20 protein-coding genes are annotated in these 24,104 nt (G+C 37.2%); 6 read left to right on the forward strand and 14 right to left on the reverse strand.

Annotated features, from left to right (window positions below):
• Nucleotides 1–16 precede the first annotated feature (16 nt).
• Together EJN90_RS01455 and EJN90_RS01460 are read right to left on the reverse strand one after the other, a co-directional pair.
• Nucleotides 17–2,467, reverse strand: a complete 2,451-nt coding sequence (locus EJN90_RS01455) for a heavy metal translocating P-type ATPase (protein ID WP_126108530.1) — start codon at nucleotides 2,465–2,467, stop codon at nucleotides 17–19.
• Between the two features lie 24 nt (nucleotides 2,468–2,491).
• On the reverse strand, nucleotides 2,492–2,923 hold the full coding sequence (locus EJN90_RS01460; RefSeq protein ID WP_126108531.1) for a CopY/TcrY family copper transport repressor: 432 nt from the start codon (nucleotides 2,921–2,923) through the stop codon (nucleotides 2,492–2,494).
• Between the two features lie 150 nt (nucleotides 2,924–3,073).
• Between EJN90_RS01460 and EJN90_RS01465 the strand changes: the two genes are divergently transcribed.
• Nucleotides 3,074–4,324, forward strand: a complete 1,251-nt coding sequence (locus EJN90_RS01465; protein ID WP_126108532.1) for a cytochrome P450 — start codon at nucleotides 3,074–3,076, stop codon at nucleotides 4,322–4,324.
• 47 nt (nucleotides 4,325–4,371) lie between these two features.
• Here the strand turns inward: EJN90_RS01465 and EJN90_RS01470 are convergent, their stop codons facing one another.
• From EJN90_RS01470 to EJN90_RS01515, 10 genes are all read right to left on the reverse strand, one after another.
• Nucleotides 4,372–5,340, reverse strand: a complete 969-nt coding sequence (locus tag EJN90_RS01470; protein WP_126108533.1) for a CehA/McbA family metallohydrolase — start codon at nucleotides 5,338–5,340, stop codon at nucleotides 4,372–4,374.
• Nucleotides 5,337–5,810 (reverse strand): hypothetical protein, encoded by a 474-nt coding sequence (locus tag EJN90_RS01475; RefSeq protein ID WP_126108534.1) that lies wholly within the window; start codon nucleotides 5,808–5,810, stop codon nucleotides 5,337–5,339. The genes EJN90_RS01470 and EJN90_RS01475 overlap by 4 nt, the downstream gene beginning before the upstream one ends.
• A gap of 3 nt (nucleotides 5,811–5,813) precedes the next feature.
• A complete protein-coding gene (locus EJN90_RS01480; RefSeq protein ID WP_126108535.1) occupies nucleotides 5,814–6,665 on the reverse strand; it encodes an ABC transporter permease in 852 nt (283 codons plus the stop codon).
• A 20-nt stretch (nucleotides 6,666–6,685) separates the two neighbouring features.
• On the reverse strand, nucleotides 6,686–7,831 hold the full coding sequence (locus EJN90_RS01485; RefSeq protein WP_126108536.1) for an extracellular solute-binding protein: 1,146 nt from the start codon (nucleotides 7,829–7,831) through the stop codon (nucleotides 6,686–6,688).
• Nucleotides 7,832–7,833: 2 nt separating this feature from the next.
• Nucleotides 7,834–8,808: an ABC transporter ATP-binding protein gene (locus EJN90_RS01490; protein WP_126108537.1), complete on the reverse strand. Its 975-nt coding sequence runs from the start codon at nucleotides 8,806–8,808 to the stop codon at nucleotides 7,834–7,836.
• A gap of 8 nt (nucleotides 8,809–8,816) precedes the next feature.
• Nucleotides 8,817–9,752, reverse strand: a complete 936-nt coding sequence (locus EJN90_RS01495; RefSeq protein WP_126108538.1) for an ABC transporter permease — start codon at nucleotides 9,750–9,752, stop codon at nucleotides 8,817–8,819.
• The gene (locus tag EJN90_RS01500; protein ID WP_126108539.1) at nucleotides 9,745–10,410 is read right to left on the reverse strand and encodes a glycerophosphodiester phosphodiesterase; all 666 of its coding nucleotides are present in this window, start codon (nucleotides 10,408–10,410) and stop codon (nucleotides 9,745–9,747) included. The genes EJN90_RS01495 and EJN90_RS01500 overlap by 8 nt, the downstream gene beginning before the upstream one ends.
• 477 nt (nucleotides 10,411–10,887) lie before the next feature.
• Complete coding sequence (locus EJN90_RS01505) at nucleotides 10,888–12,279, reverse strand: FAD-binding oxidoreductase (protein ID WP_126108540.1); 1,392 nt, start codon at nucleotides 12,277–12,279, stop codon at nucleotides 10,888–10,890.
• A gap of 17 nt (nucleotides 12,280–12,296) precedes the next feature.
• Nucleotides 12,297–13,097 carry a Cof-type HAD-IIB family hydrolase gene (locus EJN90_RS01510; RefSeq protein WP_126108541.1) on the reverse strand — a complete coding sequence of 267 codons (801 nt, stop codon included), beginning with the start codon at nucleotides 13,095–13,097 and terminating at the stop codon, nucleotides 12,297–12,299.
• 161 nt (nucleotides 13,098–13,258) lie between these two features.
• Nucleotides 13,259–13,909 carry an SDR family oxidoreductase gene (locus tag EJN90_RS01515; RefSeq protein WP_126108542.1) on the reverse strand — a complete coding sequence of 217 codons (651 nt, stop codon included), beginning with the start codon at nucleotides 13,907–13,909 and terminating at the stop codon, nucleotides 13,259–13,261.
• A 159-nt stretch (nucleotides 13,910–14,068) separates the two neighbouring features.
• On the opposite strand from EJN90_RS01515, the gene EJN90_RS01520 reads away from it, so the two are divergent.
• From EJN90_RS01520 to EJN90_RS01540, 5 genes are all read left to right on the forward strand, one after another.
• On the forward strand, nucleotides 14,069–14,503 hold the full coding sequence (locus EJN90_RS01520; protein ID WP_126108543.1) for a MarR family winged helix-turn-helix transcriptional regulator: 435 nt from the start codon (nucleotides 14,069–14,071) through the stop codon (nucleotides 14,501–14,503).
• A gap of 22 nt (nucleotides 14,504–14,525) precedes the next feature.
• Nucleotides 14,526–16,244, forward strand: coding sequence for an ABC transporter ATP-binding protein (locus EJN90_RS01525; RefSeq protein WP_126108544.1), 1,719 nt, complete (start codon nucleotides 14,526–14,528; stop codon nucleotides 16,242–16,244).
• A complete protein-coding gene (locus EJN90_RS01530; RefSeq protein ID WP_227872546.1) occupies nucleotides 16,234–17,997 on the forward strand; it encodes an ABC transporter ATP-binding protein in 1,764 nt (587 codons plus the stop codon). The genes EJN90_RS01525 and EJN90_RS01530 overlap by 11 nt, the downstream gene beginning before the upstream one ends.
• Before the next feature lie 86 nt (nucleotides 17,998–18,083).
• Nucleotides 18,084–18,824: an SDR family NAD(P)-dependent oxidoreductase gene (locus tag EJN90_RS01535; protein ID WP_126108546.1), complete on the forward strand. Its 741-nt coding sequence runs from the start codon at nucleotides 18,084–18,086 to the stop codon at nucleotides 18,822–18,824.
• 539 nt (nucleotides 18,825–19,363) lie between these two features.
• A complete protein-coding gene (locus EJN90_RS01540; RefSeq protein ID WP_126108547.1) occupies nucleotides 19,364–20,911 on the forward strand; it encodes an AbgT family transporter in 1,548 nt (515 codons plus the stop codon).
• 238 nt (nucleotides 20,912–21,149) lie between these two features.
• On the opposite strand, the gene EJN90_RS01545 is transcribed toward EJN90_RS01540, so the two are convergent.
• Complete coding sequence (locus EJN90_RS01545; protein WP_126108548.1) at nucleotides 21,150–22,430, reverse strand: Gfo/Idh/MocA family protein; 1,281 nt, start codon at nucleotides 22,428–22,430, stop codon at nucleotides 21,150–21,152.
• 613 nt (nucleotides 22,431–23,043) lie between these two features.
• Complete coding sequence (locus tag EJN90_RS01550) at nucleotides 23,044–24,102, reverse strand: PTS transporter subunit IIC (protein WP_126108549.1); 1,059 nt, start codon at nucleotides 24,100–24,102, stop codon at nucleotides 23,044–23,046.
• Between the last annotated feature and the right edge of the window lie 2 nt (nucleotides 24,103–24,104).

Genomic DNA, 24,104 nt, shown 5'->3' on the forward strand with positions numbered 1-24,104 from the left:
ATCTAACGTCTCCTTTTTATTTTATTCTACTAGGTTGAAATTTTCTTAACCTTAATGCATTTATTAAAACAGAAACCGAACTAAAGCTCATTGCTGCTCCAGCAATCATAGGGTTCAATAATGGCCCGCCAAATAGATGAAGCAGTCCCATTGCAACAGGTATACCTAACACGTTATAAGCAAATGCCCAGAATAAATTTTCTTTAATATTTTTAATTGTGGCCCTGCTTAATTCAATTGAAGTCGGTACATCCATCAAATCGCTATGCATTAAGACAATATCAGCTGATTCAATAGCAACGTCTGTCCCTGTTCCAATCGCGATTCCAATATCAGCTTGTGCCAATGCCGGTGCGTCGTTAATGCCATCCCCTACCATGGCAACTTTTTTGCCTTCCTCTTGTAGTGCTTTCACTTGGCTTGCTTTATCTTCAGGAAGGACCTCGCTTAGAACACGATTAATTCCAACTTGCTTAGCAATCGCTTCTGCTGTACGTTTATTATCACCCGTCATCATAACGACTTCAAGTCCCATTTTTTGTAGTTTTTCAATAGCTGACGCACTATTTTCTTTCAAGGTATCTGCAACAGCAATGATTCCTTTCAATTCGCCATCAATAGTAATATACATAGGTGTCTTTCCTTCTGTTGCTAATCGATCAGAATCTTTTTCAAAATTAGAGAGCTTAATATCGTTGCTTATCATTAATTTACGATTTCCAAGTAATAATACTTTCTCTTCCATGACTACTTTAATTCCATGACCAGGTATCGCTTCGAAAGAAGAAACTTTTTGCAAGGAATACCCTCTTTCTTCAGCTTCTTTTACAATCGCTTCTCCTAGTGGATGTTCAGAACCAACTTCCGCAGAAGCTGCAAGACGCAATAACTCTTCCTCATTTATTGTATCATGAACAATAATATCCGTTACTTTTGGTTTTCCTTCTGTAATGGTACCTGTTTTATCAAAAACAATCGTTTGGATGTTATGAGTCGTTTCCAAAGCTTCTCCACTCTTAATCAACACGCCATTTTCAGCACCTTTACCTGTTCCAACCATAATTGCCGTTGGAGTTGCTAAACCAAGTGCACACGGACAAGCAATCACTAAAACTGAAATTGTAATCGTTAGAGCAAATATCCAGGATTCTTGTCCTAAGAAAAACCATGCCAATCCAGATAATAACGCAAGAACAATCACAATTGGTACAAAGATTCCTGAAATTTTATCTGCCATTTTTGCGATAGGTGCTTTTGAGCCTTGTGCATTCTCAACCAAGGTAATAATTTGCGAAAGAACGGTATCTTTACCAACTTTTGTAGCACGATATTGAATGGTTCCATTTTGGTTAATACTTGCTCCAATTACATTATCACCGACTTTTTTCTCAACTGGGATACTTTCCCCTGTCAGCATCGCTTCGTCAATGGATGTCAAACCTTCTGTGATTATTCCATCTACTGGTAGTTTCTCTCCAGGTCGAACGACAATGATATCATCTGCTTCCACTGCATCCACTGAAATTTCTACTTCTTTTCCATCTCGAATAACCCGTGCTGTTTTTGGAGCTAATCCCATTAATTTCTTAATAGCATCTGAAGTTTTTCCTTTTGACACTGCTTCAAAATATTTACCCAGAGTAATCAAAGTCAGAATCACAGCAGCTGATTCATAATATAATCCCATTGCAAAGTTAGCTTCTCCGTTAATAACTTGGATGGTTCCATAGATACTATAAATAAATGCCGCACTCGTTCCTAGCGCAACGAGAGAATCCATATTAGGATGACCCTTGAATAGAGCCTTATAACCACCGGTGAAAAATTTCTTTCCGAGTATCATAACTGGAATCGTTAGTACCAATTGAATCAATGCAAAATTTTGTGCGTGGTGCATCGGATCAATAATACTTGGAACAGGTAACCCAATCATATGGCCCATCGAAATATAAAATAATGGGATTGTAAAGACTGCCGATAACCAAAATCTACGCCACATTTCTTTGATGTGTTTTTCTTTTTTCTCTCGGTCTATATCAGCACTGTCCAATTCCTCTTTTGCTTGGTATCCCGAATCTGCCACAGCTTCGGTAATATCCGAAACAGAAATAACTTCCGGATTATATTGTACGGACATTTTTTCAGTTGCTAAGTTTACTGTGGCATTTCCTTCTCCAACAATTTTTTTAGTTGCATTCTCAACTGTCTGAGCACAACTTGCACAGGTCATTCCTTCTATTGAAAATGTTTTGGTTTTTAATGGTGGAAGAGCTTTGTAGCCTGCATCAGCTACAACCTTTTCAATCGTTGAAAAAGTTACTGAATCATCTGTTTTGATATTCAATCTCTCTGTTGCGAGATTGACAGAAGCTTCTTCTACACCTGTTACTGTAGCAACTGCTTTCTCAACTGTCTGAGCGCAGCTTGCACAGGTCATTCCTTCTATTGAAAATGTTTCTTGTTTCATTCATTCCACCCTCTTCTTGATTTTTTAACAGTCACATTGTCCTGGTACACAATTACAAGGTACTGCCTCGACAGCATCTGCTTTTTTCGATTGAATCACTTCTTCTAACCTCTTTACGTCATCTTTGCTTAAAAGTGATTGTTCTATTAAATCAGCTAAGACGGAACCTACTTTCGTTGCACATACATGATCAATCACTTCTTTTGTCATTTTATGGATACTTTCACTTTCAGTTTTTGTAGCTGAATACAAATATCTATTTCCTTCTTGTTCCGTTGAAACAAAACCCTTCTCTACTAGCCTTCCAATCAAAGTTTTGATTGTCGCTGGTTTCCAATTCATTTTATCAACAAGAACTTCACTGATAAATTTACTGGTTATTGGTTGATTGGTCCAAATAACTCGCATTACTTCCCATTCTGCATCTGTGATTTTAGAATCAATGGCTGCTTGCATTTTATTTTCCTCCTAAACGGTTTAACGTTTACGTTTGTAAACTTCATAGACCTAGTTTACATCTGTAATCGATAATTGTCAACCATAATTTTAAGTTATTATTTTTCTTCTATTTTTGCATACGCTACAATAGAAGCTAGGAGGGATACTATGGAAGATAAAAAAGTAATGCCTTTTGAGAAAGGTTTGGAACATGGTCTTGATTTTCTGGCAGAGGGATATAAATATATCTTGAATAGAAGAATCAGTCTTCAATCCGATATATTTGAAACTCGACTGTTAGGACAAAAAGCCATCTGCATGGGCGGAGAAGAAGCAGCAAGCCTCTTTTATGATACAGACAAGTTTAAGCGAGATGGAGCGATGCCAAATCGTGTTCAACAAACGCTTGTTGGTAAAGGTGGCGTACAAAGCTTGGACGGATTTGAACATACTCAAAGGAAGCAGTTATTCATGTCGTTGATGTCTAAAGAAAACTTAGAACGAATGGATAAAGAGATTGAATATCAATTGGAAAAAGCAGTGGAAAAATGGAAAGAACAATCGGAAATCATTTTATATGACGAAGCGAAAGAACTATTGGTTAAAGCGGCTTGTGCTTGGGCAGGAGTCCCTCTTCAACAAGAAGAAATCAAACGGCGAACAGAACAAATAACCTCCATGTTTGAAAGTCCTATGGCTTTTGGACCCTCCCATTGGAGAGGCCGAAACGGCAGAAATCTCGCAGAAAAATGGATACGTGATTTAATCCGTCAAGTACGCAATAGCGAGATCCAAGCTGAGGAACATACTGCTCTTTATACCTTCTCACAACACAAGGATGCAAAGGGAGAGTTTCTGCCTGTAAAAGTTGCAGCTGTCGAAATACTGAATATTATTCGTCCCATTAGTGCCATATCAATCTATATTTCCTTTATCGCGCTCACACTACATCAATATCCCGAACTGAAAGAAAAAATAAAAACAAGAAATTCTCAATATTACCAGTATTTTGTCCAAGAAGTACGACGCTTCTATCCTTTCTTTCCTATTCAAGGTGCAATTGTCAAAAAGGATTTCACCTGGAAAGGCTATGAATTTAAAAAAGGTACATTAACGATTTTAGATTTATACGGCACGAATCATGATCCGAAATTATGGGAAAACCCTTCTCTTTTCCAACCAGAACGATTCGAAAACTGGAAGGGAAGCCCCTTTTCTTTTATCCCTCAGGGTGGTGGAGATTATTTAAGCGGTCACCGTTGTGCTGGAGAATGGATTACTATTCGCATTATGAAAATCTTTTTAAATTACTTTGTCAATGAACTAAAATTTGAGGTTCCTCCTCAAGATTTCAGTTATCGATTTAACCGAATGCCTACTTTACCAGTAGACGGCTTCATTATGAAAAACATCCAATAAATAAAATAGCTAAAAAGAAGTGAGAATTCATTCCACTTCTTTTTTAGCTATTTTTCAATATAAATAGGATTTGAAATAAGTAGGAGTTCTTCTTCCTTTTGTTTAATAGTTCCCCAAAATTCAATGCGCAGATTTCCTTCTACTAAATCAATTGGAATAGGAATCAAATCATTATCTATTGGCTCGTCAAAATATATTTGGTTATTGTGAATAATCTTTACTCGTTTAACTATTGAACCAAATTTTTTAAGTGATTCAATACGAGTAGATAAAACTTCTACAGTAATATTAGCTAAGCCCGGTTTAATCGTGTCACCCATGTAGAAAATCTTTTCTCCTTGTTCAACGTACCAGCGAATTCCTGGTCCCAAAGAAATATAGAAGGTACCTTTTTCTAAGGATTGACGAAAGTTTTCGGAATTCCATTCTCCAGAACTTTCCACATAGGTAATGGGTGGATTTTCCCCTTCTCCTTCCATACGATGCCAGTCTCGTCCAGCGCTACAAGAAATACGATAACCATCATCCAATAAACGAGTCCAAAGCGCGTAAGCTTCCCAGCTCCAGAAATGCTCATCTGGACGAGTAGAATTCCAAATTTCAATGTAGTTCACTTTGTTCCAGTCTTTTACATCGAATGTCCAGTGACATCCTGTACACATTGGACTGCCAATCGCAAACGGATGAGCTATTCCTATCAATCCATTCGCTTCTTTCACCTCTTGCATATGTTTATCAATCGAATGAGGAGTTGCTGTACGCCAATCTACTAGGCGATCGGCATCATGTACGAGCATGTGTCCGTAATAGGTTGTCCACTCTATACCGCCCAAAGTAACAATACCTGCCTCTTTAGCTAATTCAGCCAATTCACTGTAACCAGACGAAGTATTATGATCGGTTAAAATGAGACCTTCATAACCGAAGTCAACTGCTCGTTGACAAAGCTCTTCTACACTAAAATCAGCGTCGCTATGATGAGTATGACTGTGCAACTCTACTGCAAACTGCTTCATAACTCTTCCATCCTTTCTGCCAAAATAGATACCGAGCCATAGATTTTTTCAGAAGCTGCACAATGAACATTCAGTTGTAATTCCCATTCCCCCGCTTGAATGGCCTGTAATGGAAAACCTAGACTAGCTTTTTCAGCGGAAATGAAAACTTCCAGATCACGTTCTTTTGTATGCCGTGCTCCTAAATACTGGTTGTTATAAGAAAGAGAAAGGGTGATTAAATTTTCTAATGGTAGAAATTTTCTAGCTTTTTCTTGGTTCACTTCCCTATCATCAGGAATATAATGTTTCAAATTAGTTAGGATGAGAGGGAGAGCCTCTTCTTCCGTTGCATAAGCGGGACCGTAATGAAACTGAATAATCAGCCGACGATACATCTCCTTCAAATGAAATGGGAATAACAAATTCGTTTGATTATGACTCCGTTCAATAAGGAGTTGCTTTTCATCCATTATTTCAACCAGCTCCATTTGTCATCGCCCCTTTTCCCATTCTTGCTCCTTCAGATTCGTGTAAATATAGACAACTGCCGAGAAAGAGCAAATCAAGAACATGATTACGGACAGAGCCGCTGCACGTTCATAATCCATGTAGCTGTTAAATTGATCATACAAAGCAATTCCCAACATTTTCGGAGAGTTTCCTCCCATCAAAAATGGCGTTGTAAAAGATCCAACGTTTCCCAAGAATATAAACGTAGTCGCCACAATTCCGTCTTTATAAGAAAGAGGCAGAATCATGGAACGAAAAATTTGCCACTTACTAGCTCCAACATCTTTAGCACTTTCAATAATGGAATCCTGAATTCCTGAAAGTGCAGCGAAAATAATCAAGGTTGCAAAAGGGATACTAAACCAGAGATTCATTAAAATAATTCCTTTTTCATTGAACATCCAACCTAATTTCCATTCCTGACCGAATAGTAACCCCACTCGATTTAAGACCCCTGAATCACGAATTACTAAAATAACCGAATATACAGCAACCATCCCAGGTATAAATCGTGGCAGCAATGTTAACATTCCCATCCACTTACTGATACGAGACTTCGAGAATCTTAAATAGATTGCTAAAAAATAACTAGCTACTATCGTAAATAAAATCGTCCACAAAACAATTTCGAGTGTATATAGAATGTTCGCTCTTTGCAGTGGATCAGTTAAAAAATATTGATAATGTTCAAAAGTAAAACTGCCAGTCTCCCGGTTCCGAAAACTCCGTAAGACGGAACTGGAAATCGGATAAACAACAAAAACCAAAACAATAACAAGGGAAGGAGCTGTTAAAATATAAGGAAGCCATTTTTTTGCTTTTTGATTGCTCATTTTTTCATTCCTTTCATCGTTTATTGTAAAGGAGCAATTTCTTGGTCCCATTTTTCATTTAATTCTGTTCCCAATGTACCTAAACTCGTCACACGGAATGAACTTACATCAAGACCTTCCAACAATACAGAATTTTCTGATTCTAGATTGCTTGCATCAATCAAGGGAATAGCAGCCATTTCATCAAGCAAGATTCCTTGAGCTTCTTCTGAAAGCATGAAGTCCATTACAGCATGAGCGCCGTCTTTATCTCCACCAATAGCCGGCATTCCCATTGCATCAATATTACCGGTAAAGCTTGGCGTTATTTGAGAAATCTTAATGGACTCCGGTAATGTTCCCTGGCCAATTTGTTGGATAACCATGTCTGCCCAAGCAGGAACTATGTCTACTTCTTGATTCGCCAATAAATCAAGCGTTCCTTGGTTTTTATTTGGATATACTACAGAACCTCCTGATTGGTACAGATGAGGATGTAATTCTTCTAATAATTCAAAGCCTTGCGTCCACTCTTCTTTCCAAGCTGCATCTTGGGAAGTTAATGCTTCTTCAGGCATGAAATTATAGACAGACGTGGTTACAAAAGCACTGCCTGCTCCACCAGATCCTGGTGTATTATAAGCAAATCTACCAGGATTATCTTTAATCCATTGATAAAGTTCTTCAGATGTTTGCGGAGGCGTCAAGACAGTATCCGAATTATATGCGAGGACAACGGTAGTTCCACGATAAGGTACAATATAGTCTTCTCCAACAGCAACCGAAGATTTTAATCGTGCTGCGTTCGGAACTTTGTCAAAATCAACCGGTGTAAGAATATCCTCCCCGCCTTCTGCTACATAAGAAGTATATTCTGAATCAGATAGTAAAATTAAATCGTAATCAGTCTCTGTTTCCCCCGCTTTAGTAGCGGCAAGCAAACGATCACGCAGTCCTTGTGTTCCGGAGCCCGAAAGAATGTACTCCAACTCCAATTCATACTTATCGCCGTACTCGCTATTATTAAATGCATCAGTAACACTTTCCATAGCAATACGGACATTGTCAGAACCGCCTGCCCACAAAGTAACTACTTCTTTGCTTTCTTCTCCAGCAACTTCATTACTACATGCAGCAAGTAAAGCCATACTGGCCATTAAGAAACTCATTTTGCTTATTTTACGCATTTTTATGCTCCTTTTTTATAAGTGATTGATTTATTTAATGTAAAACTAACTGTCTGTTTCTCTTGGATATTTTGTGTTTTGTTTCTTGGTATAAAAGCCTTTACTAAGTGTTTTCCAGTATTAATCGTGATTGAAGCATAATGACCAAGGAGCATTACGCTCTGGATAACTCCAATATGTTCACCCTCATCTTGCTTACAAATTAGAACATCTTCTGGACGAAAAGCCACTTGTTCTCCCTCTAACTCCAAGAAATTCATTTCTCCAATAAATGATGCTACATACTTACTTTCTGGGTTATCGTAGATTTCAGTAGGAGTCCCTACTTGCGCTACTAGTCCCTTTTCCATTACAACGATTCGGTGAGATAATGACATTGCTTCCTCTTGATCGTGGGTAACAAAAACAACCGTAATATTTAACTCCGCTTGAATCCTCTTTAACTCTTCACGCATTTGCATGCGGATTTTTGCATCCAAAGCCGAGAATGGTTCATCCATTAAAAGAACAGCTGGTTTGAGTAATAAAGAACGAGCAATCGCGATACGTTGTTGTTGTCCACCTGATAATTGATTGGGATATTTTTTTTCGCTTCCAGACATGCTCATAATTGCTAACATCTTTTCGATGTCACGCTTGATTTCATTTTTTGAAATTTTACGAAGTTTCATTCCAAAAGATAAATTTTCTTCCACTGTCATATGCGGCCACAAATTATAACTTTGAAATACCATTCCTGTTGGTCTTTTCTCCGGTGGTAAATGGGTCACTTCTTCATTATTTATCAGAATTGAACCTTCTGTTACATCTAAGAATCCGCCAAGCGCCCGTAAAATAGTAGTTTTTCCACAACCAGATGGTCCTAACAAAGTAAGAATCTCACCTTCTTTAATTTCTAAATTAACATTTTTCACGCCATCTCCATTTGGATAAATTTTAGCAAGGTTATTAATTTGAACTTTTATTTTTTCTTCCATACTTCCTCCTACTTTCCACTCATGCTTTTTCCTATCTCTGTTGGAACTAAATGTTTACGAAAAAGCATGATAATTAAAATTGATGGCAATATCAAAATCAAAGCAAACACTGCCCCTGCTGTGGCCGGGTAGTCAAGAATCACACCATACATGGACGTTGCCATTGTATTAATTTCAGGGAACCCAACCAAAAGTGTGCCTTGTGCTTCTTCCAATGAACCAAGAAACGTATACATGGAAGCAACTGCAATGCCTGGGGCTGCAAGCGGCAAGGTGATTTGCACGAACGTTCTCATTGGAGAAGCTCCTACATCGCGTGCTGCTTCTTCTTGTTGACGATGGACATTTCGAAAAGCCCCGGCAGGCAGCCAAATCATAAATAACATGGAGTTAATTAAATGAATAATCACTACACCTGCTATGGTTCCCATCAGGTTGAAGCGATAAAAAATGATACCAATTGCTGTATAAAGCCCAATTTTGGGAAACGCATTGGATAATAAGAAAGAAAACATAAATAATTTTCTTCCTTTAAAGTTATAACGTGCTATCGCATACGCTGATGGCAAACAGACCAGCAAAGCGACAACTGTAGTGATAATTGCTAATAAAAAGGATGTTGCTATTGATTCAACAAGACTGTTTTGACTCAAAACAAACTCCCACCATTGAAAACCAAATTCTTGCGGAACCACTGCCGGAAATTGATACGTATTGGCGAACGCTAAAATAAAAGTGTTCAACAAAGGTCCATAAAAGAAGAGCAGAAATACTGAAAAAATAATAAATTCCCAGAACTTCTTTTTTCCAACTGCATGATAAAAGCGACGTAGATTCAAACCTTTTCCAAAACTTTGGATTCCTTCTTTTAAGCTTATCCATAATGAATTTTTTGGATTTGCAATAGGTGAGTTAGCGGCTTTATTAAATTCGGTTTCAATCATTTCCCTTTTGTACCTCCTTCTGATGTTTATTGTATGAAATAGCCAATCGAGTGGTAATATTATGTACATCCATTTCTATGAAGCGATTTATCTCTGAAAAATCATTTACAGTCCAAACAGAGACCTTAATCTTTTCTTGATGAAACAACCTAATCCATTCATTTGTAGCAAAGTGATAATTCAAATTGACTGTTCGTACCTTGTTCTTTTTACAAAAATCAATGAGCTGCTTTATCTTTTCTTCGTTCAAACCTTGACTTACATATAGATCTGGCAGAATATTTTCAGCATTAAAATAGACTTTCTTCATTAAATGATCGGACGATATATTTTCTAATTGAACTTTTCCCGAAAGTATCAATCGATTCATGAGTTTATATTTTTCTGCTAATGATAATACTGCTTTTTCAAGGTTCTCTTCTTTTAAATCACAATTGACCATACAAATTCCATCGGACGCAAGCATTTGAAAAGCTCCTTCCAAGCTTAATGTAGCTTCTGTCCATTTATCTTTATCATGACTAAGATACAAAATACCTTTATCTGTTTTGCGGACATCAAGCTCCACGCAAGCAATTCCCGCCTTTAGCATTGTTTTCAAAAATATACGACTGTTATCCGGCGTCCCATCACTGCCGGAATGAGCAGTTAACATCATTCCACCAACTCCTTTTCTTTCATGACAACCATTATTATATGAAAGCTTTGTTAATTTTCATGTTGGATAAGTGTAAGATTTCAGCAAACTGTGTTAAGAAGTCATTTAGAATATGTAAATTTTACAAATGAAAATACAAAAAACCGTTGATTTACATTTAATCAACAGTTTAATCGGAAGCATTCCTATGGGCTTTCTGCATAATTTCATCTAGTAGGAAACTTTTTAGCATTTACTGGATGAGAATAATAGTGAATTTCATTCAGTGAAGAATGCTAAAGTTTCGACTAGACGAGAATCGGTATTTATCTCATCTAGTGAGGGCCACTCCCACTGTTCACTAGATGAGATTACCGAAATAGCTCCATGTATTTAGTGGCTTCCTTTAAATTTTGATAACTTCAGATTTTCATTCTCGATAAAAAAAGGTGCTAGTGAATCAATTTGATTCACCAACACCGTAAATGATAGATTTTTTTACAATACTTTATGTGGATTTAATAGATTATTGGGATCAAAAGCAGCTTTAATATTTCTCATTAATTCCAAGTTTATGTCCGCGGTCATTTTATTGAAGTATGGCTTTTTGATGATTCCAATACCATGTTCTGCAGACGGTAATCCTCCTAGTTCATGGATTTTATCATAGAGTTTGGCAAGGACATGATCGCGTTTTTCTTCCCAAAGTTTTTGGTCTGCTATATCTCCTCGAGTAATACAAGTGTGCAAGTTCCCGTCTCCTGCATGACCAAAACTAATTAATTTTAATCCACTTTCTTTTTCCAATACTTTTGTGTATTTATAAAGTGTGGATATATGATTAATAGGAACTACTTCATCCATGGTTACTTGTTCCGAATAACTTACCACCGATGTCAGCAACTGATCTCGTAAGAACCATGATGTATATTCTTGGCTTGGATTAATAAGTGGTAGAAGCTCTATACTATTATGTTCTAAAATACTTTTCTCCAATAACTTCATCCGCTGTTCGATAGATTCATTACTGTCCCCATCTAGGGTTATTAATAAATAAGCAGTTCCAGCTTGGCTTGGAAATAGTAGTTTATTTTCCTTTTCACTTAAGGCAATTGCTTCTCGTTCAAAAAACTCCATTGCGGTTGGATCCACACCATTACGTAAAATAGTCAAAACCGCTTCAGTTGCATCTTCTAATGTATCAAATGCTGCAATAGCCGATAGTTTTGCTTTTGGGAATGGAAGCAACCGCAATTTTATTTGTGTAACAATTCCAAGGGTCCCTTCTGAACCAATAAACAAATCCTTCAAGTCATATCCTGAACTACTTTTTATATTTAAAGAACCAACTGTTACTTCCCTGCCATCAGCCAAAATGATTTCTAATTCTCGTACATAATCACGCGTTACTCCATACTTTACAGCACGCATTCCTCCAGCATTCGTAGCTACATTCCCTCCGATAGACGAATTTTTCGAGCCGGGATCTGGTGGATAAAAGTATCCTCTTTTCTCAACAAAATCATGTACCTCTCCAAGTAATGCACCTGGTTGAACAGTTAATGTCATTGTTTCTTCATCTAATTCTGTAATCTTATTCATTAAATGAACATCAATAATCAATTCGCCTCCAAGAGGAGCAGTTGCTCCTGACAAACCTGTCCCAGCTCCTCTCGTTATAATCGGGATGTTTTTTTTATTAGCAAATTTCACTAATTGAACAATTTCTTTTTTCGTTATGGGTAAGGCAACAGCCACAACATTTCCCGTGTTGTATACATATTCATCATATTTATATTCTTCTGGAACTGCATCTCCGATAAACAAGCGTTCTTCCTGATTAATAATCGCTGTTAATTCATCTTCAATAGTTCTGTCAAAGTCATTCATTTTTCCATCTCCTTCTGCTACTTTCGTTCAAGTAATTCTTCAAGAGTGTCCAATAAACTTTCCGTATTATGATCGCCAATCTCATATCGTGCAATTTTTTTCACTTCAGGATTCCCATTACTCATTACGTAACTGTACTTTACCTCTTGTAACATCTCAATATCGTTCGGACTATCGCCAAAAGCTGCTGATTCTTCTTTGCTAATTCCCCATTTATTTTGAAGAATGTTAATTCCTCTTCCTTTATGAATACCTGGTTGAATTAAATCTACGAATCCATATCCACTTGCTACTGGAATTAATGACCCACCCAATTCACCATGAAGATATTCCAAAACTTTTGGAACTTCGTCTTCTTGGAAAGCAGTGGCAAATTTAAACATCTCATCGTCAATCGAATCAAAATCGGTAACTTGTTCTAAGCTATGATAATACTTACTAAATAATTGATAGTATTCTTCTGGAATACCAGTATGAACGTACCCCGCTTTCTTTCCACAAAGAATAAAAGGTACATCTCCATACCCTTCTAGAGTGTGTATGGCTTTATTAACAACTTCGAAATCCATTAAAGCACTATCGACTTCCATTCCTTCTTCAAGAATATAGGCACCATTCTCAGCGATAAAAGTCATTTCATTTTCATACTCTCCAAGATATTGTTGGAGTTGCGGAAACTGATTTCCGCTTGCACATACAAAACGAATCCCCTGTTCTTTCATTCTCTTAAAAATCTTTGAAAAACGCTCTTTATTATACCCTTTTTCTGAATTTAAAAACGTTCCATCCATATCTACTGCAATCAACTTCACTGCCATTCAATTATCTCCTCAGTTCATCTATTTTCCTATACCCTTATTCTACCAAAAGAAGATAATATTTCCTCTTTCTGATACCAAGAAAAAGCTTATATTAAGAAAATTCTTAATATAAGCTTCTAAACAGACTATTTACCTTTTTTGATGAGAAGAACGAATCATCAATCAGTTAATTTTTCCAAGGATTCTTTTATGGAAGCATTCCCTGAAATTAGATCAAACGCTTTTTTATGTGTATTCTCTTCTTTTAAAGCAGCTAGAATAGTACTTGCTACATCTTCTCTTGGAATAGAACCAGATTCAAGATTTTTAGCGGTTTGAATTTTTCCGGTCCCAACTTCATTTAATAGATTACCGGGACGTATAATTGTATAGATGAGATTGCTTTGTTCCAACATTCTGTCTGCGTAATGTTTCGCAACATAATAAGGCTTGATTGCTTCACTCCAATTTTCACGGTTATGTGCTTGGTGGGCACTGACCATGATAAAGCGATCAATACCTGTATTCTCTGCCGCTTCCATCATCTTCACTGCACCATCTAAATCAATCAGTAATGTCTTGTCAGCTCCCGTGCTTCCGCCTGAACCTGCACTAAAAACAATAGCGTCCATTCCTTGCACTGCTTCTTCAAGCTTTTCAACACGATCTTCTAAATTTGCTAAGACAGCCTTAACGCCTTTTTCTTCAAAAAATCTTTCTTGCTCTTCTTTCCGAACCATTGCATAGGGTTCGAATCCATCTTCTTTTTGCAATAAAGCTACTAAATGCTGGCCAATTTGACCATTTGCTCCTACGACTACTACTTTCATTCTATGACCCTCCTAGTTCTTTCTTATTCTCTAGTATTTCATACGAGGAAGTTGAATGCAATTTATCAGTTTTACTTGTTTGACCGTGTCGGCATACAATGCTATAGTTGACTCAAAATAGTTGCACATGCAACTATCTAGTAGAGATGAGGTTTTTGTATGGAATCATTGATGCGGTATATCAACCGCACAGCTCGTTTGTCAACCCTTTATCGTAACGAAAAACTGAAAGAATATGGATTAACAGGTATTCATCACACTTATATCTTGAATATTTGTCGAAATCCAGGTATCTCTCAAGAAAAACTTGCCAAAATGATTTATGTAAATAAAAGCAGTGTTACACGCCAATTAGCCAGATTAGAATTGAAAGGCTATGTCAAACGAATCCCCAGTACTTCTGATAAAAGAGAATTATTAATCTACCCTACCGAGAAGACGAATGAAGTTTATCCTATTGTCGCTGATCTTTTAAATGAGTGGAATGATGGAATTTTAGAAGACTTCTCACTCGAAGAAAAGGAAATTCTGCTTCGCTCCATGCAAGAAATCATGCAGAAAGCAAAAATAATGGTAGATGATTTGCCAAATTAGCTCATAGAGGGGGTTGCCAAAAATGAAATTAATGATTGATTATGTCCGTCCTTACTTTGGAAAAATGTCTATTGGTCTATTTATAAAATTTACTGGAACCATCATGGATTTATTATTACCATGGATTTTAGCCTATATCATTGACAATGTGATTCCCTTAAAAAATATGAACCGTATTATACTATGGGGAATTGTTATGATTATTTGTTCGATTCTCGCAGTTATATTAAATATTGTTGCAAATCGAATGGCCTCAAAAGTTGCTCGCGACAGCACTGAAAGTTTGCGTCACGATCTTTTCAAAAAAATAACCTATCTTTCTGCTAATCAGTTAGATACATATGGAATCCCTACACTGGTATCTCGTTTAACCACAGATACCTACAATTTCAATCATACAATTGGAAGAATGCAGCGCATGGGGATACGTGCACCGATCTTACTGTTGGGGGGTATTGTTATTACGCTGACTTTAGATCCTGTTTTAACCCTCGTCTTAATTGCCATAATGCCGCTCATCGTTGCTACTGTATATTTTGTATCCAAAAAAGGGATTCCCCTTTTCACACAATTACAAGAAGAAGTTGATCAATTAATTCAAGTAGTTCGGGAAAACATTACAGGTTCTAGAGTCATTAAGGCATTATCAAAAGAAAATTACGAACAAAATCGCTTTATGCGTATAAATGATACCGTTGTCAAAGCAGAAACAACTGCAAATATGACAATGTCCGTTAATTCTCCTTTGATGAATCTTTTCTTAAATACTGGTCTGACATTCGTTATTCTTGTGAGTGCGTTTCGCGTTAATGCTGGCACCACGCAACCGGGTGTTATTGTCGCATTTATGTCTTACTTTACAATTATTCTAAATGCTATGTTAAGTATTACTCGGATTTTTGTTCTGATGTCTAGAGGATTGGCTTCTGCAGATCGAATTCAAACTGTCTTGGAGACAGAAGCTGATATGCTGATTGAAAAGAAAGACGAAATCTCAACAGAACAACATATCCAGTTTGAACAAGTTTCGTTTTCTTATTACCAAGGACAGAAAATTTTGAATGAAATCAGTTTTTCCTTAAAGAAAGGTGAAACACTCGGAATTATTGGTCCTACTGGGTCTGGCAAAACAACCATCATCAAACTATTAATGCGTCTCTACGATATAGATAGAGGAACCATTCGTATTAATGGAAAAAATATTAAAAGCATTCCATTTGAAGAACTTCATTCATTATTTGGGGTTGCCTTCCAAAAAGATATCTTATTTGCAGATACAATTGCGGAAAATATTAATTTTGGACGCGATTTACCAATCGATGAGATTATTCGCTCTACTGATTTTGCTCAAGCAGATGAATTTATCGATTCTTTAAACGCTGGCTTTGAACATCGTTTAAGTACCAAAGGAGCTAATTTAAGCGGTGGCCAAAAGCAGCGAGTCATTATCTCGCGCGCTCTTGCCGGTGAGCCAGATATTCTGATATTAGATGATTCATCCAGTGCATTGGACTATAAAACTGATGCAAAATTACGAAATGCCATCAATAACCATTTTCACCAAACAACTACTATCATTATTGCCCAACGAATTAGTTCGATTAGGAACGCTGACCATATACTAGTCCTAGAAGAAGGAAATATGGTTGGATATGGAACGCATGATGAATTGATGAAAATCAATGAAGGTTACCGTGAAATTAGCCAATCACAAATGGGAGGTGACAAGGTTGCAGGATAAACTCCGAATTCAAACCAGTCGTTTTCAAGTTTTAAAACGTTTATGGCAGTATTTGTATCGATATAAATGGATGCTTTTTTTGGCAATCTTCTTAAATTTAGTCAGCAACCTCTTCTCTCTTCTTGGTCCATTGCTGTCTGGATATGCAATTGATGCTATTCAACCTGGATTAAACGCTGTTATGTTCCAACGTGTTTTCTATTATTGTTTCTTGATGTTTATTTTTTATATTGTCTCTTCGATTCTTCAATATATCATGTCCGTTTTAATGATCCATTTAACGCAACGTACTGTTCACCGTATGAGAAAAGATGTTTTTGACAAGATGACACAATTGCCCGTTGGTTATTATGATACCCATTCAGTTGGAGATATTATTAGCCGGATCACTTACGACATAGATACAATCAATACGTCTCTGTCGAATGACTTCATTCAAATTTTAACAAGCATTGTTACGATTATTGGCTCTTTAACTTTAATGATCATGATTTCTCCTACTTTATTGTTAGTTTTTGTTATTACCATTCCTATGTCCATTGTACTGACAAAATATATGACTGGTAAATTCCGACCTCTCTTCCGTAAACGTTCGGTCAAATTAGGGGAATTAAATGGTTTCGTTGAAGAAATCATTTCCGGGCAACAGACAATCAAAGTCTATAATCAAGAAGAAAATATGATTCATCGTTTTAATGAAAAAAATGAAGAAGCAGTAGATGCCTTTTACAATGCCGATTATTATGGCAGTATGATTGGTCCTTCTGTCACTTTTATTAACAATCTTTCTTTGTCTTTAATTAGTATCTTTGGGGCAGCTTTATTTCTTTTTGAACAAATTTCATTAGGTAATTTGTCGTCTTTTGTACTATACTCCCGTAGGTTCTCAGGTCCAATCAATGAAATATCAAATATTATCAGCGAACTGCAGTCTGCTTTTGCTGCTGCGGAACGTGTCTTTCGGTTAATTGATGAACCAGCTGAAAGTTCCGATGTGAAAGACGCTTATGTCTTTGAAAATATGAAAGGGAATGTATCAATGGAAAATGTTTCGTTCGGTTATGATTCAAACGAAATGATTATTCAAGATTTAAATCTTGAAGTAGAAGCAGGAAATCTCATTGCAATCGTCGGTCCTACTGGAGCAGGAAAAACTACCCTGATTAATCTACTGATGCGTTTTTATGATCCTCAAAAAGGTGTTATTCGTCTAGACGGCGTCGATATTAAAGAAGCAACTCGTCAAAGCCTGCGATTATCTTTTGCAATGGTTTTACAAGATACTTGGTTGTTCACTGGGACCATTTTCGAGAATTTAGCATATGGGAAGGAACATGCTACGATTGAAGAAGTACAGCAAGCTGCAAAAGCAGCAATGATTCATAATTATATTATGAGCTTACCCGAAGGTTATCAAACTGTGCTTGATGAAGATGGCATGAGTATCTCTCAAGGCCAAAAGCAACTATTAACCATTGCAAGAGCAATGTTGCTGGATGCAAACTTACTGATACTGGATGAAGCAACATCTAATGTCGATACTCAAACAGAGTTAAAAATACAAGAAGCAATGGCCAAATTGATGGTAGGAAAAACTTCGTTTGTTATTGCTCACCGTCTTTCTACCATTCGAAACGCAGACAAGATTTTAGTGATCAAAGATGGTAGTGTTGTTGAACAAGGAACACATAACGAACTTATCACTTTAAGCGGTCTCTATCATGAGTTATATCAATCACAATTTGATAATTAATCCTTTTTATCAATGGTAATCATTTGGAAATAATCAATTTGACTGCTACTCTTTATTTAATAGTAAAAAAGAAAGGAGGAAATCGAATGAATTCATTAAAAGGTCACGTCGCTTTTGTCACCGGGGGAACTTCTGGAATTGGGGAAGCTACTGCAAGAGCTTTTGCTAAAGCAGGAGCGAAAGTTGCGGTCGCTGGTAGAAAAGAAGATATCGGTAGCCAAATTGTGAAAGAAATCAACGAAGCTGGCGGTCAAGCAATATTCGTAGAACTCGATGTTACTGAGTCTGAAAAAATAAAAAATGCGGTTAAAAAAACAGTTAAAGAGCTAGGACCCATAGATATTTTATTCAATAGTGCTGGCATTCATGACGCTTACGACACGGTATTAGATGCCGATGAGGAAAGTTTTAGCAACTTGATGAACATTAATGTAAATGGTGTGTTTCTTGTAACAAAGGAAATCCTTCCTATTATGTTAGAAAATGGAAAAGGTTCCATTATAACAGTTGGTTCTCAAGGTTCTTTTGTCGCAGGACCAGGCGGCATTGCCTATGTTACTTCTAAACATGCCTTGGTTGGCTTCAATAAACAACTCTCCTACGACTTTGGAGATAAAGGAATCCGTGCTAATCTCTTGGCTCCAGGTTTTATTGAAACACCGATGACAGAAGGAATTGAAGACGAACGATTAAAAGATATTCCTGCAGGTCGAGCCGGCACAGCTGAGGAAATTGCAAAAGTAGCTGTCTTTTTAGCATCTGATGATGCTAGTTATCTACAAGGTTCGGAAATTACTGCTGATGGTGGATGGAATATTGGCAGATAGTCAGAATTTCGATTTTATATTTTTATAGCTCACTGATGGCAGTTTCTTGCATTGCCATTCAATGAGCTATTTTTATAACTATGATTATTGTGAATTTCCCAAAGAATTAACAGAGCTTTTCAATTTATTGGTTAGCCGTTAGTAATGAAATAGGCTGGCAGACAACGCATCAATAAAGACCATGATGCTTACTTTTTTTTCTTTTTTCTCATGATTTCTCCCCTCTTTTCCAACAAGTGAGAATTTTTCTTTTTCTCCTTATATTCAAGTCTAGGGTACCTCCTGCTTCTGGGTGAAGTCAAGTTGATAATTAGAAAAGCGAACAAGTCCCGCCATGGCCTATGCTCTTAACATTTAGTGATTAAAGATTTTCTTAGCTGCCTTCTATATAAGAATTCTATCAGTATTTTTATTAGTTAAAAAATAATTAAAATATAATATCATTTTGATGAAAATTTATTTACTTTGGCATCATTTTTCTCATGATATGCTATGATATTTTTTATGTATATTATCATTATTTGATTGGAGGACAATACATGTCAGAAAAAAATCACCCTAATTCTGCAAAAGGAACTGGGTTTTTAGGTAAAATTGAAAATTTAGGTAACAAACTTCCTCATCCTGTTGTTATTTTTGTTCTTTTAGCACTTCTTATTATTGTTATTTCAGAAATAACTGCACGCGCAGGAGTTAATGCCACTTATTTTGATCCGCGTACGAATGAGCAAATAACGACATACGCTATATCATTAATGAATAAGGAAGGAATTGCTTATTTATTCAATAATGCAACATCAAACTTTACTGGTTTTGCTCCTTTAGGAACCGTTTTGGTAGCAATGCTTGGGGTTGGGGTTGCAGAATGGACGGGGTTAATTGGAGACACCCTTAAAAAATTAATTCGTTCTGTTCCTACTCGCTTGTTAACCGCTGTTGTCGTTTTAGCTGGTATTGTTTCAAATATCGCTTCTGACGCGGGATATGTTGTTGTTATTCCACTAGGTGCAATTGTTTTCGCAGGAGCAGGACGTCATCCTATTGCAGGTTTAGCAGCTGCATTTGCTGGGGTCTCGGGAGGATTCTCTGCAAATTTAATCATTGGACCTACTGATGCATTGCTGACGGGTATCACCAATGCTGCATTAGAGAGTGCCAACATTGATTATACTATGTCTGTAACGGGCAACTGGTATTTTATGATCGTTTCAACATTCATATTAACGATTGTTGGTACCTGGGTCACTACTCGTATCATTGAACCTCGTCTAGGAGAATACAAAGGTGAATATATGCCCGATGATGAACCTTTAACAGATTTAGAAAACAAAGGCTTGCGTAATGCAGGCATTGCTTTAGTACTTTTCATTTTAGTGATGGGTATTTTGCTATTCCCAGAAAATGGTGCCTTGCGCGCCCTTGATGAAACAACTGGGCAAATGACTATGGATTATTTTTTAGGCAATGGATTAATTTTTGCTATTTTCTTCTTGTTTGCTATTCCTGGTCTAGTGTATGGACTAACGATTGGTAAAATTAAAGACAGTAACGATTTTGTTGAGAGTATGACTCAATCAATGAAATCAATGGGATCTTATATTGTACTGGCTTTCTTTGCAGCTCAATTTATCAACTACTTCTCTTATACAAACTTAGGTACAATTTTATCTGTAGATGGGGCAGAATTTTTAGAAAATATCGGTTTTAAAGGCCTGCCACTTGTCATTTCCTTTATCGTATTAGCTGCTTTCCTTGATCTATTTATGGGATCTGCTTCTGCAAAATGGGCTATTATGGCACCCATTTTTGTACCGATGATGTTTAAATTAGGATTAACGCCTGAATTAACTCAAATCGCTTACCGTATTGCTGACTCTGTTGTAAATATTATCACACCGTTAATGAGTTATTTCGCTATGATTCTCGTATTTATGAAACGATACGATAAACGGAGCGGTTTGGGTACGTTAATCTCCACGATGCTACCATATTCGATTGCATTCTTTATTTCATGGGTCTTACTACTCATTATTTGGTATTTTACAAATATCCCAGTGGGTCCAGATGCATACATGCATTTCAGATAAGAAAGACGGAATAAGAAAAGCGGACAAGTCCGCCTTGACCTATGAAAAAATAGGAAATTTGACCCTGAATGAGCAGCGAAGCGCGCAATGGGGCAAATTTATCTTTTTTTCACTAGGTCAGGACTTGGGAGCTAGACATTGATGGCTGAACTTATAATCCCCTAGTCTACAAAAAACGATTTAAATTCAAAATCGTTAAAAAATCCTGGCTGTCCTTTTTAGGGCAACCAGGATTTTTTCATAAATTGATCAAATCGTTTACTCGTATCGGCATTCCAGATGCAATGGATTTATTTGCTGCGACACCTGTTAATATTGACATAGCTCCATCAATATGAGAAGCAGCCCGATTGAATGGGTCTGGTTCCGGCGTTCCGAAAAGATCATTCAACATAACTGGATCACCGCCGCCATGCCCTCCTTCTCCCTCGATGATTTCCACTTCGTACGGTTCATCAAACATCGGAAACACTTTGATTGATTTCACTTCTAGTGCTCCTTCATTCTCCTTGTCGCCGCCTGCATTGATGTAGGATTTTTCAACCACTTTCATTTCAATACGTCCCTTACTCCCATTAAATGAAACGTTGAAACCTTCCCAAGGCATATATGCATTTAATGAGTAGGTTAAAATCGTTCCCTGGTCATATTTAACCGTTACACCAAGCGTATCTTCAATAGAAATATCATCCGAAAAAACACTGCGGTCTCTGATGTAGCCGCTATCATTTTCGGCCTTTAAATACAATTCTTTTAACTCTTCATTACTATTCAAATCAATCGCGAACGGATCATTTTTTGCAGCTTCAGAGCCTGTACTACGGTAATAAAAACTTTTCACACCGCGCTTTTCAGCATTCTTCATGCCATAAAAGTTTAAATCTCCAAAGGCAAATACTGTTTTTGGATAACTATTGATCCAAAAGTTCACTAAGTCAAAGTGATGCGTCGATTTATGTACGAGCAGCCCTCCACTATTTACTTTATTTCGATGCCATCTTCTAAAGTAGTCTGCTCCATGTTCGGTATTTAAAAGCCATTCAAAATGGATTGAGAAAACATCGCCAATCACATTGTCGCGAATTAGCTCTCTAATTTTTGTATTGTGTGGAGCATAACGGTAATTGAACGTAACTCGTAATGATTTTCCTGTACGTTTCTCCGCATCGATAATCGCTTGCGCTTTTCCTTCATCAATCGTCATGGGCTTTTCAGATATGACATCATATCCCTTTTCCATAGCACGAATGATATAATCATGATGAGAACGGTCGACTGTTGTCACAATGACATAATCAGGATCCAAATCATCCAACATCTGATCATATTCCGTATAATGATAAGTAGGAACTTTCTTTTGTCCATGCCTTTCTAATAAGGTATTTGCATAGTTCATTCGTGTTTGTGATAAATCACAGAATCCTACAATCTCGCTTGTTTCTTGGTAGGTTGTTGCAATTGCTTCATAAAAAAAGCGTGCTCTCCCGCCAGTTCCAACTTGCACGTATCTTTTCTTCATTCCATAATCACTGTCCCATTCTGTTTTATAGTGAAGCTTACTCTTATATTGCCATAGACCTACAAAAGCAACAATTGAATACCACTGAAAACGTTTAAGTAGTGGAATAAAGATTATCGCTGTAATTAGAAAAGCGGAACAAGTCTGCCATGATCTATAAGAAAAGCGGACAAGTCTGCCTTGACCTATGAAAAAATAGGAAATTTGTCCCTGAATGAGCAGCGAAGCGCGCAATGGGGCAAATTTATCTTTTTTTCACTAGGTCAGGACTTGGGAGCTAGACATTGATGGTTGAACTTATAATCCCCTAGTCTATAAAAAATGCGAATAGCCTCGTGAATTATCTTTTGGCTGAACGCATTTTCTCGCACTCTCTTTTAAATGTGCTCGGAAATGCAGCAACCCTATGGCTTCTGAAATTCCTGCGAGGCAAAATCGCCTCTCTGGTATTTCTTCCAGCCTACGGGTGGCTGAACGCATTTTCTCGCACTCTCTTTTAAATGTGCTCGGAAATGCAGCAACCCTATGGCTTCTGAAATTCCTGCGAGGCAAAATCGCCTCTCTGGTATTTCTTCCAGCCTACGGGTGGCTGAACGCATTTTCTCGCACTCTATTATTCAAAAGAAATTTTATAGTCGATTGGTTTTACTAATGGAATGATTGTGGTAAATATCTTCTGAAAAAGCAGTCCTAACATTACCGGTGCAACTCCGAACAAGACAAATACGATTATCATATTTGTTGTGGAGTAGTCATTCGTTGTATTAAGTGCCGCCATTGGTCCTAATAACCCACTTAAACCAAAACCAGCGCTTGTCGGCGTGCCTTGAATATTCAGCCATCCTCCTAAAGCCCCAAGAACTGCTCCATTACATAAAATAGGAATCATGGTAAGTGGCTTTTTCATTGTATTTGCCATTTGAATTTTTGGTGAACCAATTACATGAGCTAAAGAAGTCCCTAAATTGTTAACAGACCAGCCCGCAATTGCTAAGCCGACGCCTGCCGCAACAACGCCTAAATTAGCTGTTCCTGATCCAACACCTGCTAAATTAATAGCAGTAGCGATTGCAACAGTCGAGATAGGAGAAACAATTAAAACTGCAAAAATCATTGCTAATAGACTTCCCATCAAAACTGGCTGTAAATCAGTAATATGCATGACGCCTTGGCCAATTATAGTAGAAATGTTTTTTACATGTGGAAGCGTCAATAAGCTGATTCCACCCGCAACACAAATTAGAATAGACGGCATCGCCAACATATTATACGCCCCTAATTTATCACCAATAAGTTTGATTAACAAAATGGATAGTACTGCTGCAAGTCCTGTATTGATTACATCTCCCGTTCCCTTGAAGAGAAAACCACCCGCTTCGTTAACAGACATCACTCCACTACCGATAACAGTAACCATCATTAAAGATAAGGTTTGAATCGGACTTAATTTAAATTGATAACCGATCGCTGCCCCAATTGCTGCTGGCATTAACGAAGCGACAAATTTCAATAATACAATCCAAGTTTCTACTTGGGGTATGATTGGAACAAACAACTTTAACAATTCTCCGAAAATAGATCCCGGCATCAATACTAAAACAATCCCCAAACTCATCCCATTTAATATTTTTAACATGAAATCTTTCCCAGAAATCCCAATCATCTTATCCATCT

The organism is Jeotgalibaca ciconiae (genome assembly GCF_003955755.1).
In the GTDB taxonomy this organism is placed as follows: Bacteria; Bacillota; Bacilli; order Lactobacillales; family Aerococcaceae; genus Jeotgalibaca; species Jeotgalibaca ciconiae.

What these genes read in the sequence shown, in the direction of transcription:
- EJN90_RS01525 (WP_126108544.1), top strand. Translation starts at nt 14,526, where the DNA reads ATGAAATTAATGATTGATTATGTCCGTCCTTACTTTGGAAAAATGTCT.
- EJN90_RS01520 (WP_126108543.1), top strand. Translation starts at nt 14,069, where the DNA reads ATGGAATCATTGATGCGGTATATCAACCGCACAGCTCGTTTGTCAACC.
- EJN90_RS01540 (WP_126108547.1), top strand. Translation starts at nt 19,364, where the DNA reads ATGTCAGAAAAAAATCACCCTAATTCTGCAAAAGGAACTGGGTTTTTA.
- EJN90_RS01535 (WP_126108546.1), top strand. Translation starts at nt 18,084, where the DNA reads ATGAATTCATTAAAAGGTCACGTCGCTTTTGTCACCGGGGGAACTTCT.
- EJN90_RS01550 (WP_126108549.1), bottom strand. Translation starts at nt 24,102, where the DNA reads ATGGATAAGATGATTGGGATTTCTGGGAAAGATTTCATGTTAAAAATA.
- EJN90_RS01475 (WP_126108534.1), bottom strand. Translation starts at nt 5,810, where the DNA reads ATGGAGCTGGTTGAAATAATGGATGAAAAGCAACTCCTTATTGAACGG.
- EJN90_RS01515 (WP_126108542.1), bottom strand. Translation starts at nt 13,909, where the DNA reads ATGAAAGTAGTAGTCGTAGGAGCAAATGGTCAAATTGGCCAGCATTTA.
- EJN90_RS01480 (WP_126108535.1), bottom strand. Translation starts at nt 6,665, where the DNA reads ATGAGCAATCAAAAAGCAAAAAAATGGCTTCCTTATATTTTAACAGCT.
- EJN90_RS01470 (WP_126108533.1), bottom strand. Translation starts at nt 5,340, where the DNA reads ATGAAGCAGTTTGCAGTAGAGTTGCACAGTCATACTCATCATAGCGAC.
- EJN90_RS01465 (WP_126108532.1), top strand. Translation starts at nt 3,074, where the DNA reads ATGGAAGATAAAAAAGTAATGCCTTTTGAGAAAGGTTTGGAACATGGT.
- EJN90_RS01460 (WP_126108531.1), bottom strand. Translation starts at nt 2,923, where the DNA reads ATGCAAGCAGCCATTGATTCTAAAATCACAGATGCAGAATGGGAAGTA.
- EJN90_RS01490 (WP_126108537.1), bottom strand. Translation starts at nt 8,808, where the DNA reads ATGGAAGAAAAAATAAAAGTTCAAATTAATAACCTTGCTAAAATTTAT.
- EJN90_RS01495 (WP_126108538.1), bottom strand. Translation starts at nt 9,752, where the DNA reads ATGATTGAAACCGAATTTAATAAAGCCGCTAACTCACCTATTGCAAAT.
- EJN90_RS01455 (WP_126108530.1), bottom strand. Translation starts at nt 2,467, where the DNA reads ATGAAACAAGAAACATTTTCAATAGAAGGAATGACCTGTGCAAGCTGC.
- EJN90_RS01505 (WP_126108540.1), bottom strand. Translation starts at nt 12,279, where the DNA reads ATGAATGACTTTGACAGAACTATTGAAGATGAATTAACAGCGATTATT.
- EJN90_RS01485 (WP_126108536.1), bottom strand. Translation starts at nt 7,831, where the DNA reads ATGCGTAAAATAAGCAAAATGAGTTTCTTAATGGCCAGTATGGCTTTA.
- EJN90_RS01510 (WP_126108541.1), bottom strand. Translation starts at nt 13,097, where the DNA reads ATGGCAGTGAAGTTGATTGCAGTAGATATGGATGGAACGTTTTTAAAT.
- EJN90_RS01545 (WP_126108548.1), bottom strand. Translation starts at nt 22,430, where the DNA reads ATGAAGAAAAGATACGTGCAAGTTGGAACTGGCGGGAGAGCACGCTTT.
- EJN90_RS01500 (WP_126108539.1), bottom strand. Translation starts at nt 10,410, where the DNA reads ATGATGTTAACTGCTCATTCCGGCAGTGATGGGACGCCGGATAACAGT.